Source organism: Burkholderia sp. Bp9142, assembly GCF_003853415.1.
Lineage (GTDB): Bacteria > Pseudomonadota > Gammaproteobacteria > Burkholderiales > Burkholderiaceae > Burkholderia.
Map to the genome: position 1 here is coordinate 145,685 of NZ_QTPP01000010.1, position 12,419 is coordinate 158,103.

General features: G+C 68.4%; 10 protein-coding genes and 1 pseudogene. 5 read left to right on the forward strand and 6 right to left on the reverse strand.

Annotated elements, in window-relative coordinates; translation table 11 throughout:
• Positions 1-91: 91 nt before the first annotated feature.
• The 3 genes from DIE22_RS14000 to DIE22_RS14010 are packed head-to-tail and all read right to left on the reverse strand — an operon-like array spanning position 92 to position 2,761.
• The gene (locus DIE22_RS14000) at positions 92-1,114 is read right to left on the reverse strand and encodes a DUF2891 domain-containing protein (protein ID WP_124500803.1); all 1,023 of its coding nucleotides are present in this window, start codon (positions 1,112-1,114) and stop codon (positions 92-94) included.
• Positions 1,115-1,124: 10 nt separating this feature from the next.
• Complete coding sequence (locus tag DIE22_RS14005; protein ID WP_124500804.1) at positions 1,125-2,075, reverse strand: DUF979 domain-containing protein; 951 nt, start codon at positions 2,073-2,075, stop codon at positions 1,125-1,127.
• Positions 2,072-2,761, reverse strand: coding sequence for a DUF969 domain-containing protein (locus DIE22_RS14010; RefSeq protein WP_124500805.1), 690 nt, complete (start codon positions 2,759-2,761; stop codon positions 2,072-2,074). The genes DIE22_RS14005 and DIE22_RS14010 overlap by 4 nt, the downstream gene beginning before the upstream one ends.
• Before the next feature lie 337 nt (positions 2,762-3,098).
• Here DIE22_RS14010 and DIE22_RS14015 point away from each other — a divergent pair, with 337 nt between their 5' ends.
• Together DIE22_RS14015 and DIE22_RS14020 are read left to right on the forward strand one after the other, a co-directional pair.
• Positions 3,099-3,323 (forward strand): hypothetical protein, encoded by a 225-nt coding sequence (locus DIE22_RS14015; protein WP_124500806.1) that lies wholly within the window; start codon positions 3,099-3,101, stop codon positions 3,321-3,323.
• 384 nt (positions 3,324-3,707) lie between these two features.
• Positions 3,708-4,712: a chemotaxis response regulator protein-glutamate methylesterase gene (locus DIE22_RS14020; protein ID WP_124500807.1), complete on the forward strand. Its 1,005-nt coding sequence runs from the start codon at positions 3,708-3,710 to the stop codon at positions 4,710-4,712.
• Between the two features lie 15 nt (positions 4,713-4,727).
• Here DIE22_RS14020 and DIE22_RS14025 read toward each other — a convergent pair.
• Positions 4,728-5,162, reverse strand: a pseudogene (locus tag DIE22_RS14025) (zinc ribbon domain-containing protein); the annotation flags it as partial.
• Between the two features lie 83 nt (positions 5,163-5,245).
• Between DIE22_RS14025 and DIE22_RS14030 the strand changes: the two are divergent.
• Positions 5,246-6,346 (forward strand): diguanylate cyclase, encoded by a 1,101-nt coding sequence (locus tag DIE22_RS14030; protein WP_124500808.1) that lies wholly within the window; start codon positions 5,246-5,248, stop codon positions 6,344-6,346.
• A 4-nt stretch (positions 6,347-6,350) separates the two neighbouring features.
• Here DIE22_RS14030 and DIE22_RS14035 read toward each other — a convergent pair whose 3' ends face one another.
• Complete coding sequence (locus tag DIE22_RS14035; RefSeq protein WP_124500809.1) at positions 6,351-8,600, reverse strand: bifunctional diguanylate cyclase/phosphodiesterase; 2,250 nt, start codon at positions 8,598-8,600, stop codon at positions 6,351-6,353.
• Between the two features lie 403 nt (positions 8,601-9,003).
• On the opposite strand from DIE22_RS14035, the gene DIE22_RS14040 reads away from it, so the two are divergent.
• Positions 9,004-9,726: a haloacid dehalogenase type II gene (locus tag DIE22_RS14040; RefSeq protein WP_124605325.1), complete on the forward strand. Its 723-nt coding sequence runs from the start codon at positions 9,004-9,006 to the stop codon at positions 9,724-9,726.
• A 167-nt stretch (positions 9,727-9,893) separates the two neighbouring features.
• Here DIE22_RS14040 and DIE22_RS14045 read toward each other — a convergent pair whose 3' ends face one another.
• Positions 9,894-10,865: a LysR family transcriptional regulator gene (locus tag DIE22_RS14045; protein ID WP_124605326.1), complete on the reverse strand. Its 972-nt coding sequence runs from the start codon at positions 10,863-10,865 to the stop codon at positions 9,894-9,896.
• Positions 10,866-11,020: 155 nt separating this feature from the next.
• Here DIE22_RS14045 and DIE22_RS14050 point away from each other — a divergent pair, with 155 nt between their 5' ends.
• A complete protein-coding gene (locus tag DIE22_RS14050; protein ID WP_124605327.1) occupies positions 11,021-12,349 on the forward strand; it encodes an MFS transporter in 1,329 nt (442 codons plus the stop codon).
• Positions 12,350-12,419 lie beyond the last annotated feature (70 nt).

A 12,419-nucleotide genomic window follows, 5' to 3' on the forward strand; every position in this document is an offset into this window, starting at 1 on the left:
CAGTCCCTTGGTGAACTGACAGCATGTGCGTGCGACAGCAGAGGTCGACCGGGCTCTTCTGCCGATACTTCTCCCGCATACGCGCCATGGGTTACGCGTCGATCGCCAGCAACGCAAAGGTCGCAAGCCAGTGCTCGCCCATGTAGTCGCCGGCCACGTGCGCGAGCGCGCTCGCGAGATGCCGGTCGGCCGCATCGAGCAGCGTCGCGCGCCGTGCATCGCCTTCCGGCAGCGCGCCGGCGAGCGAGCGCTGGCACCACGCGCGGCTCAGGTTCAAGCCGTCCAGATGCGCGATCTTGCCGTCGCTGCGGTCGCTGACCGTCGCCGGCACGAACAGTGTCGCCGGCTCGCCGCGCGCGAGATCCGGCAGGAAACGCGCGAACCAGCCGTCGAATTCGGCGGCCGGCAGCACGCGCCGCATCAGCTCCGCCTCCATCAGCGCGGGCGACAGGAACTCGTCGCCCGACGGCTCCCACGCCTGGCACGCGACATCGTCCAGGTGCCAGCGTTTCGCCGTATCGGCGATCAGCACCGCGAGCCCGTCACGCTGCGTCGCGCGCGCGAAGTCGAACGTGAGCGCCAGCGCGAACGCGGTGTTGAAGTGCGTGCCGACCCGCAGCGGATAGGTCGCCTTCGGCAGGAAGGTCTCGAAGCGCGCGACGAACAGGTCGGTGAGCGGCGCGATCGTCTTCGCCCAGCGGGCAGCCTGCGGCACCACGCCCTTCAGCGCGAGCCGCTCCAGCTGCGCGGACAGCGCCAGCAGCCACGCCCAGCCATAAGGCCGCTCGAAGCCGCTGTTGTGCGGCAGCGCGAGATACGCGCGTTCGCCGGCGACGTTCGCGTCGGTGAAATGCGCGTCGACGACGGCGATGATCCGCTCGGCCTCCGGCAGCGCCGGATAGCGTTCGAGCACGCGCAGCACGAGCCAGTAGCCGTGCACGCACGAGTGCCAGTCGTAGCTGCCGTAGAAGATCGGGTGCAGCGCGCGCGGCCCCTGCACGTCGTGCGGGCCCTCGAGCGAATGCGTGAGCTTGTTCGGATATTCGCGGGTCAGGTGCGCGAGCGCGAGCGACGCGAATTTCGATGCGAGTTCGGGGGTCAGTCGGTCGGTCATGGACATCTCGTCAGAAGCGGAATACGAACGCGTACATCAGCAACGTGTTCACGGCCAGCAGCAACACGGCGGTCGGCCACTGCGCCTTGATCACGCCGTTCTTGTCCTTCAGTTCGAGCAGCGCCGCGGGCACGATGTTGAAGTTCGCGGCCATCGGCGTCATCAGCGTACCGCAGAAGCCGCTCAGCATCCCGATCGCGCCGAGGATCGCCGGGTTGCCGTGAAATTGATGGACGATCAGCGGCAGGCCGATGCCGGCCGTCATCACGGGGAACGCCGCGAACCCGTTGCCCATGATCATCGTGAACAGCGCCATGCCGACCGTATAGGCGGCAACGACCGCGAACGGCGAATCGATCGGCACCCAGTCCTTCACGAGCCCCGACACCACGCCGCCGACGCCCGCGACCGCGAACAGCGCGCCGAGCGCCGCGAGCATCTGCGGCAGGATCGCGGCCCAGCCGACCGCGTCCATCGTGTGACGCGCCTCCTTCAGCGCGTGCACGGGCGAATCGCGCAGCATCGCGAGCGCGACGGCGAACGCGACGAGCGTGCCGAGCACGAGCGAGATCAGCGTCACGCTCTTCGGATCGACGAACGGCACGCGCTTCAGCGCGAACGTGCCGATCAGCGTGACGACGGGAATCAGCAGCGCCGGCAGGAACAGCGTGTTGCCGAAGCGCAGCGCCTTCGCCCCGCGCCGCGTGGCCGCCGCAACGCCTGCTTCGTCCGACTTGCCGCGTCCGAGCTTGCCCGAGCCCGCGATCAGCGCGAGCGCGATCGCGAGGCAGCCCGTCACGAAGTGCGGCAGCAGCGCGCCGAACAGGAACGTGAGCGCGTAGATCGCCCAGAACGCGAAATTGACGACGCGGCGCGGGTTCGTGCGGTCCGTCAGGTTGAAGCACGCGAACGCGGCGAACATCAGCCCGGCGAGCGTATACAGCGGTTCGAGGCCGATCATCGTGCGCCCTCCCGCCCGAATGCGCCGAAGCCGCGCGACAGCCGGTGGTCGAGCAACGCGAGCCGCGTGCAGTGGATCAGCAGCGCGGCGATCGCGGTCGGGATCGCCCAGACCGACAGGTGCAGCGGCTCGATCGCGATCCCGTTCTGTTCGAGAAAGCCCTTGATCAGCAGGATCGACTGGATCGCGATGAAGATGTCCTCGCCGAAGAACACGGCGACGTTGTCGGCGGCCGACGCGTGCGCACGGATCTGCTGGCGCACCGACTCGGGCAGGTCGCCGTGCCGGCTGACGGCGGCGGCCTCGGCCATCGGGGCGATCAGCGGCCGCACCATCTGCGCGTGACCGCCGAGCGACGTGAGGCCGAGCGCGGCGCTCACCTGGCGCAGCACGAAATACAGCATCAGCACGCGGCCCGTGGTCGCCGCCTGCACGCGCGAGATCATCCGCTTCGCCTGTTCCTTGAGCCCGTTGCGCTCGAGCAGCGCGATCACCGGCAGCGTCAGCCAGATCAGCCCCATGTAGCGGTTGTCGGTGAACGCCTTGCCGAACGCGCTGACGATGTCGACAAGATTCATCCCGCCCGCGAGCCCCGTCGCGAGGCCCGCGATCGTGACCACCAGCAGCGCGTTGAAGCGCAGCGCGAAACCGATCACGACGATCGGCACCCCAATCAGCACCAGCATTGCCCCTCCTTGTGTCGGATGCGCGGCGTCGTGAAGACGCGCCGCCCGCCCGGTTTCGACCGGGTTCAGGTCGCAAAATCTAACACGAGACTTTATCGATAAAAAGTCGACAATTTGAAGCTTCGGGTAAACGTTGAAACCGGTGCCGCGTGGCGCCGGCCGCGTGTCCGCCGTGTTTCGTCCGAGCGATCGGCAACGGGCGGCGGGCGGCCACGCGCGCGTGGCGTGAACAATTCCGGCGGGCGAACCGCGGACGGTCCGCGTTCCTGCCCGGGATGGCGGAGCCCCGGTGCGCCGACTAAACTGGAAAGCATCGGCAACGTTCGGGAGAGCCGCCATGATTGACGTATTCCAGACCATCGGCAGCCGCGCGTTCTCCGCTCATCTGGCGAAGGACGGGATGGTGACGCTGATGGAACAACGCCATGAAGTCGACCGCGTGACGCTCGCGACCGCCTATGCCGCGCTCGTCGAGGAATCGGAGCAGGAATCCGACCTCCTCGACGCGACGGTCGAAGGGATGATGCGCGCGCTGATCGAAGGGTACGCACGCAGCCATTGAACGACTGAGGGCGCGGTGCGCCGGCCTGCGCCGCCGGCTCGCCGATGCCCGCGCGCGTGCCCATGCCGGGCGCGCCGCCTTCCCGTCGAAACGCATGCGTCGGCGACGGGTTTCCGCCCTGCCGTATGATCTTGCGCATGGCTGCCCGGCGCCCCGGGCGGCAGGAAATGCCGCCCGGCCATGGAGGAAACGGTCGAAAACGACGCTATGCGCAATTTTTTTGATTGCCGCCGCTCGCGCCGCATGACAGCATGCGGGCGTCGCCAATCGAAAAGAATTCCGTGCCATCCGCCCGCCAATGCCATTCGGCGGCGCCGACCCGGCACTGCCTTCCATGAACCCGGCCCACCTCCAACACTACGAACCGACCGGAGTATCCCGCTTGTGAACATCGGCATCGTCAACGACCTCCCGCTTGCCGTCGAGGCGATGCGCCGTGCGATCGCGCACCGGCCCGAGCATCGCGTGCTGTGGGTCGCGACCGACGGCGCGCAGGCCGTCGAACTGTGCGCCGCGCAACCGCCCGACGTCGTGCTGATGGACCTGATCATGCCGAAGTTCGACGGAATCGAGGCGACGCGGCGGATCATGCGCTCCGCCCGCCCGTGCGCGATCCTGATCGTGACGAGCTGCATCGGTGCGAACGCGTGGCGCGTGTTCGAAGCGATGGGCGCCGGCGCGCTCGACGCGGTCGACACGCCGCGCCTCGGCGAAGGCGCCGCGGGCGACACCGCACGGCTGCTGCTCGCGAAAATCGACCAGATCGGCCGGCTGCTCGACGCGCCCGGCGGCGTACGCGCGGCCGGCACGACCGCACGCGCGGACGGCGGCCCGCTGATCGCGATCGGCGCGTCCGCCGGCGGCCCCGGCGCGCTCGCATCGATCCTCGGCAGCCTGCCGGCCGGCTTCAGCGCGCCGATCGTGATCGTCCAGCACGTCGATCGCGCATTCGCCGAAGGGATGGCGCAATGGCTCGACGGCCAGACGCCGCTGACCGTGCGCGTCGCGCGCGAAGGCGACCGCCCGCAGCCGGGCGTCGCCCTGCTCGCGGCGACCGACGATCACCTGCGCATCACGCGCGCCGGCACGCTCGAATACACGCGCGAGCCGGCCGCCACGCCGTACCGGCCGTCGGTCGACGTGTTCTTCAACAGCCTGACCGAGCACTGGCCGGGCCGCGTGATCGGCGTGCTGCTGACCGGCATGGGACGCGACGGCGCGATCGGCCTGAAGGCGCTGCGGATGAAGGGCTACCATACGATCGCGCAGGACGAGGCGACCAGCGCCGTCTACGGGATGCCTAAAGCGGCCGCAACACTCGGCGCGGCCCGCGCGATCCTGCCGCTCGAGCGCATCGCGGGCGAACTGGCGGCGCTCGCGCGGATCTGAGCCCGTTGACGTCTTTATATGAACACCTGGCGATGCACGTCCGCAGCGGAAAATGTTCAGCGCAGTGCTGATATCACGAGCATGTGCGACACCCCAGTTACTGCAATCCCACTCTCTTTCCCGCAGTCCCGCGATACCTTTCGGCCGCGTCATGCTGTCCTTCGACCCGCACGCCGAACAGGACTGGGGGGAACCGCTTTCGTCACCCTCCTCGCGCGTGACTCCGTGCGCCATCGCCTTGTAACGGCGCTTGTCCCGGAAGGACGACCTGGATGCGTCATGGACGCGCTTCGCCAGCCTGGTTCCGGCACGTTTCGCGGGCGACACATTGCCGACCGCGATGTAATCGAAGCGCCGCACCCGATCGAGCGCGAGCGTGTGCCGGAAATCCGCGCGGGCGTTTGCAACCTTGGCGTGCGGCGTCGCACTATGCCGCTTGTGCTTTCCCGCCATCAATGGCGGGGTTTCTCGGAGAGATTCGTGGTGAAACCCCGTTACACCCCTCGCAGCCATGGCGCAACCTGGCATCAATCATGACTAGCGACCTCACCCGCCCGCCCGGCGGCCTGCATGCGGCGTTCGACGCCGTGCACCTCCGGCCCGCGCCGCACGCCGACGCCCCTGCGATGGTTTTGCTGGTCGACGACCAGACGATCGTCGCGGAAGCCATCCGGCGCGCGCTCGTCGACGAGGACGGCATCGACTTCCACTACTGCCCGCGCTCGGACGACGCGCTGGCCACCGCGATCGAGACACGGCCGACGGTGATCCTGCAGGATCTCGTGATGCCCGGCACCGACGGGCTCAGCCTCGTGAAGGCGTATCGCGCGAATCCGGCGACGCGCGACGTGCCGATCATCGTGCTGTCGACGCAGGAAGAGCCGTTGGTCAAGAGCGCCGCGTTCGCGGCCGGCGCGAACGACTACCTCGTGAAGCTGCCCGACCGCATCGAGCTGGTCGCGCGGATCCGCTATCACTCGCGCTCGTACATGAACCTGCTGCAGCGTGACGAGGCCTATCGCGCGCTGCGGCAATCGCAGCAGCAACTGCTCGAGGCCAATCTCGAACTGCGGCGCCTCACGCATTCGGACGGTCTGACCGGGCTGTCGAACCGGCGCTATCTCGACGAATACCTGGCCGCCGAGTGGCGGCGCGGCACGCGCGAGCGCAGCGAGCTGTCGCTGCTGATGATCGACGTCGACAACTTCAAGCTGTACAACGACACGTACGGCCACGTGTCGGGCGACGGCGTGCTCAAGCAGGTCGCGGCGACCATCGAGCGCTGTCTCGGGCAGTCCGGCGATCTCGCCGCGCGGTTCGGCGGCGAGGAGTTCGCCGTCGTGATGCCGACCACGTCGCCGGGCGCCGCGCGGCTGCTCGGCGAGAAGATCCGCCTCGCGATCGAGTCGCTGCGGCTCGAGCACATGCACTCGTCGACGGGCCGCTACGTGACGATCAGCATCGGCGGCGCGAGCATCGTGCCGGCCCCCGGCCTGCCGACGACGTCGCTGATCGAGGCGGCCGACCGCGCGCTGTATCGCGCGAAGCACGACGGCAAGAATCGCGTCGAGATCGATGCGCCGCCCGCACCCTCGGTTCCGCCCGTCCCGCCGGGCGCCGGCGACGCCGGTTGAGGGCCTACACGGTGACGAGCCGGCGCGCGTAGTCGATCGGATCGAGCGGCCGGCCGAACAGGTAGCCCTGCTGCATGTCGCAGCCGATCTGCTGCAGGAACCACGACTGCGCCTGGGTCTCGACGCCTTCCGCGGTGACTTTCATCCCGAGCGAATGCGCCATCGCGACGACGGCCTGCGTGATCGCGACCGAGTCGTGATGATCGGGCACGCCCGACACGAACGAACGGTCGACCTTCAGGTTGTGCAGCGGAAACCGCTTCAGGTAGGCGAGCGACGAATAGCCGGTGCCGAAATCGTCGACCGAGATCCGCACGTTCATGTCCGTGAGCGCCTCGAGCATCGGCAGCACGGTGTCCGTGTCGTTCATCAGCAGGCCCTCGGTAATCTCCAGTTCGAGCGCGCCCGGATCGAGCTGCGTCTGCGCGAGGCAGCGGTCGACCGACTCGACGAGTCCCTCGTGGAACTGCCGCGGCGACAGGTTGACCGCCAGCATCAGGTCGGGCGCGATCGTGCGGCGCCATTCGGCAGCCTGCCGGCAGGCCGTTTCGAGCACCCACTGGCCGATCGCGACGATGAGCCCCGTATCTTCAGCAACCGGAATGAATTCCGCCGGCGACATCGGCCCGAGCTCCGGGCTCGTCCAGCGCAGCAGCGCTTCGGCGCCGACCGTGCGGCCGCTGCGCGCGTCGACGACCGGCTGGTACGCGAGCCGCAGCATGTCCGACGACAGCGCGCGCCGCAGTGACTGCTCGATCGCGAAGCGGCGCTGCAGCCGCAGGTTCAGCTGCGCGGTGAAGAACGTGAAGTGGTTGCGGCCGCGCTGCTTCGCGTCGTACATCGCGGAGTCGGCGTTGCGCATCAGCGTGACCGCATCGTCGCCGTCGCGCGGCGCGACGCTGATCCCGATCGACACGCCGAGCCAGTACTCGTTGTCCGCGATCGCGAACGGCTTGCCGATCGTGTCGATCACCTCGCGCGCGAGCACGGCCAGCTCGTCGGGATCGTCGCAGTGGTCGACGAGGATCACGAACTCGTCGCCGCCGACGCGCGTGAGCGCGTGGCGTCCGCCCGCGCAGGCCGCGAGGCGCGCCGCGACGCTGCGCAGCAGCGCGTCGCCGGCGTCGTGGCCGGCCGTGTCGTTGACCTTCTTGAAGCCGACGAGATCGATGAACAGGATCGCGACGCGCGCGGGCCCGGCCGCCGCATCGCGCGCGCCGAACAGCTCGCGCATCCGGTCGGAGAGCCAGCGCCGGTTGTAGAGGCCCGTCAGCGCGTCGCGCGTCGCCAGGTAGCGCAGTTGCTGCTGCGCTTCGCGCACGGGGCCGATGTCGTGAAACGACACGAGCACCGACTCGGGCTGTGTCTCGCCCGGCTTCACGATCGGCACCGCGTTGCCGCGTACCCAGATGATGTCGCCGTCCGCGAGCCCGAAGCCGACCGAGTAGTCGAGCAGCGGCGCGGCCGTGACGAACGCGCGCCGGCTCGGCCAATCGTCGGGCGCGATCGGCGTGCCGTCCTCGTGCAGCTTGTACAGGATCACCGTCGACAGCCGGCGTCCGACGAGGTCGCCCTTCACGCGCATCATCCGGTTCGCGCTCGGGTTGCTCGCGATCACCACGCCGTCGGGCGACACGACGACGATCCCCTCGTTCAGGCTGTTGACGACCTGGCGGTGATGCGCCTCGCTGCGCGCGAGCTGCCGCGAAATCGAGTCCTGGTGCACCGCGAGGCCGACGCTGTTGCCGATATCGCGCAGCAGGTCGGTTTCCACGTCGCTCGGTCGCCGCGACGCACGGTGATAGACGGCGAACGCGCCGAGCACGGTGCCCGCGTCGTCCAGGAACGGCACCGACCAGCACGCGCGCAGGCCGAGCGGCAGCGCGAACGCACGATAGTCGGCCCATAGCGGATCGGTTTCGATGTCTTCGACGGCGACCATCCGGCGCTCGTACATCGCCGTGCCGCACGAGCCCGCGGCGGGCCCGATCGATGCGCCTTCGATCGCGACGCTGTACTGCGCGGGCAGCGACGGCGCGGCGCCGACGTGCACATGCACGCCGTCCGCGTCGAGCAGCAGGATGGTGCACGACGCACCGTCGCCGAGCAGCGCCTCGGCGCGCCGGCATACCTCGACGAGCAGCTCCGGCAGCGGTGTGTTGCGCGTGATCAGCCTCAGCACGCTTTGCTCGGACGCGAGGACTTCCGCTGCAAGGCCGAGGCTGTAGCGAGAACTTTGCGGTTCGGTATTCAAGATGAATCCTGCCGTCAGCTCGACCGGGTTCTGATGCGCCCGATTCGTTAGCGGTCCGTCGTGCCGTTTATCGCTCCGGGTTTACGTGAACCCGGTGCGTCCCCATGCGCGCGCGCCGCAACGCGCACCAAAATACATTTAACACCAATCCGTGCAGCCCCGTACATCCGCACGCATCAGGGCTTACGCGCGGTCGCGGCATGCACGTCGAATCCCCATTTGTCAGACGATTGATGCCGACCGCGCCGAGGCGGCTCGCGTGCGACGGCCTTCAGCGCGTCGATCGCGCCGACGCGGCCAGCCGCGTTCGCGGATACGTGCTTCAATGTGGTTCGAACCGGCGTCGCGCGCTGGCCGCCACGCAGCGCAGCGCGTTCCCCTCGACCGACCTTCACGGAATCCCATGACGAACCCTGCCGACATCAAGGCGCTCGTTTTCGACGTGTTCGGAACGATCGTCGACTGGAGAACCGGCGTCGCGCGCGAAGCCGCCACGTTCCTGGCACGCCATGCGCCGGATCTCGATCCGTTCGAATTCGCCGATACGTGGCGCCGCGAATACTCGCCTTCGATGGAGGAAATCCGCAGCGGGCGCAGGCGCTACGTGCGGCTCGACGTGCTGCATCGCGAGAACCTCGTGCGCACCCTCGATCGCTACGGGATCGACGGCACGCCCGATGAAGAGATCGACGCGCTCAACCTCGCGTGGCACCGGCTCGATCCGTGGCCCGATTCCGTCGCGGCGCTGCAGCGGCTGAAGCAGCGCTACGTGATCGCGCCGCTGTCGAACGGCAACATCCGGCTGATGGTCGACGTCGCGAAGCACGGCGGCCTGCCGTGGGACGCGATCCTCGGCGCGGAAGTCGCGCACGCGTACAAGCCGTCGCCGAAGGTCTATACCGAAGCGGTCGACATTCTCGGCGTCGCGCCGGCCGAGCTGTGTCTGGTTGCCGCGCACAACGGCGACCTGGCCGCCGCGCGGCAACTCGGGCTGGCGACCGCATTCGTGCCGCGGCCGACCGAACACGGGCCCAGCCAGACGACGGACCTGAAAGCCGACGATGCGTGGGACTTCGACGTCAAGGACCTGAACGAACTCGCGGATCGGCTCGGTTGCGTGCGTTGACGCCGACCGCGTGCCCGGATGGAGGTCACGACGTGAACGTGCAGGTCGTCACCGCGGCCGGACCGCCACCTGCGCGCCCGCCCCGCGAAGTCACTATGTCAAACCGGTACGCGACACGAAATCCATCAATCGACACGTGACGGATCGCCCGTGACGCACCGCTTCGCTCACGTCGCGCTGCCCGCGCGCTCCTCGACGAAACACAACGTCCCCGACTCCCCCATCAACAACGGCCGATTCGCGTCGGCCGCCGCACGCAGGTAATCCCACAGCGCCGTCACGCGCCGCAGCTTGCGCAGATCCTCGCGACAGGTCAGCCAGAAGCACCGCGTGACCACCACGTCGTCCGGCAGCACCGGCACCAGCGCCGGCTGCGTGGCCGCCATGAAGCACGGCAGGATCGCGAGCGCGCCGCCCTGCAGCGCCGCGAATACCTGCGCGATCACGCTGGTCGTGCGCAGCCCGGCCGTCGCGCCCGGCACCGCGCGCTCCAGGTACAGCAGCTCGCTGCTGAACGCGAGATCGTCGACGTAGCTGATGAACGCATGCCGCGCGAGATCGTCCGTGCAGGTGATCGGCGGATGATTCGCCAGATAGTCGCGCGTCGCATAGAGCCGCAACTGGTAGTCGCACAGCTTCGTGACCACGTAAGGCCCGCGTTCGGGCCGCTCGAGCGTGATCGCCAGGTCGGCCTCGCGCTTCGGCAGGTTGACGAAATGCGGGACCGGCAGCAGGTCGACCGTCACGTGCGGATGCGCGACGCGAAACCGCGCAAGTTGCGGCGCGAGGAAAAAGCAGCCGAACCCTTCGGTCGACCCGATCCGCACGTGGCCCGACAGTGCCTCGCCGGTGTTCGCGACCTGGTCGCACGCGGATTGCACGGTCGTCTCCATCGCATCCGCATACGCGACGAGCCGCTGCCCCTCGGCCGTCAGCGTGAAGCCTCCGGAGCGCGACTTGTCGAACAGCAGCGTGCCCATCGCGGCCTCGAGCGCGCGAATGCGCCGCGCGACGGTCGTGTAGTCGACGCCGAGCCGCTTCGCCGCGCCGCTCGCGCGCTGCGTGCGTGCGACTTCGAGGAAAAAGCGCAGGTCGTCCCAGTTCAGGTTGCCGGAAACCGGCTCGGTGGCGTGTCGCATCGGCAAAAAAGGGGCAGGCGTCTCGGGGCCGGGTATCGATATGCATAAATGCACATCCAACCGGTTTTCTTGTCGGTACATCATGGATCCGCGCATAACTATACTCGACCGTGACCTGCGGACCATGAGCTGCAGGCAATCAATACGGAGACACCATGCAGACGCGATCCACCCTCGATGAGCATGCAACCATCGCGGCGCCAGCGCCCGAGCGCATCGCGAAGCACTACCTGCTGGCCGGCTGGGCCAGCATGGCCGGCACGACGATCGAGTGGTACGACTTCTTCCTCTACGGCACCGCCGCCGCGCTCGTATTCAACCGCATCTTCTTCCCGTCGCTGGACCCCGTCGTCGGCACGCTCGCCGCGTTCGGCACGTTCGCGGTCGGCTTCATCGGCCGGCCGATGGGCGGCATCGTGTTCGGCCACTTCGGCGACCGCATCGGCCGCAAGTCGATGCTGATGATCACGCTGCTGCTGATGGGCGTGCCGAGCATGATCATCGGGCTGATCCCGTCGTACGACCGGATCGGCTACTGGGCCGCCGCGCTGCTGATCGCGATGCGCTTCCTGCAAGGGATGGCGGTCGGCGGCGAATGGGGCGGCGCGGTGCTGATGGCCGTCGAGCATGCGCCGAAGGGCCGCAAGGGGCTGTTCGGCAGCCTGCCGCAGACGGGCGTCGGACTCGGCCTGATCCTGTCGTCGGTCGCGATGGCCTCGGTGGCCGCGCTGCCGGACGCCGACATGCTGTCGTGGGGCTGGCGCGTGCCGTTCCTCGCGAGCATCGCGCTGGTCGGCCTCGGCTGGTTCATCCGCGCGAAGGTGCCGGAGTCGCCGGACTTCGAGAAGATGCAGCGCCAGGGCAAGGCCGAGAAGTCGCCGGTGACGGCCGCGCTGCGCCGCCATCCGCGCGAAGTGCTGACGATCGTCGGCGCGCGCGCCGCCGAGAACACCTGGTTCTACATGGTCGTCACGTTCGCGCTCGCCTATGCGACGCAGCAACTGCATCTGCCGAAGGCCGAGATGCTGCACGCGATCACGGCCGGTGCAGCGCTGTCGCTCGTCACGATGCCGCTGTGCGGGCATCTCAGCGACCGCATCGGCCAGCGTCGGATGTTCGCGATCGGCCTCGTGCTGATGTGCGCGTTCGCCGCGCCGTTCTTCTTGATGCTCGGCACGCAGCAGACGTCGACCGCATGGTGGGCAATCGTGCTCGGCCTCGGCGTCGTGTTCCCGATTCTCTATGCGCCGGAGTCGCTGCTGTTCGCGCAGCAGTTCCCGGCGGAAATCCGCTACAGCGGCATCTCGCTGTCGGTGCAGCTCGCCGGCGTGATCGGCGGCGGCTTCGCGCCGATGATCGCGACGTCGCTGCTCAAGGCCGGCGGCGGCCAGCCGTACTACGTGATCGCGTACCTCGTCGGCTTCGGCGTATTCGCCCTCGCGTGTACCGCACTGATGCGTCCGGCGCGTATTGAGCGCACCTGAGCGCACCGGCCTGCATTGACCCGATTCCTGTTTGACCTGCCGTCCGCCGCGGCTGCACGCGCGACGGAGA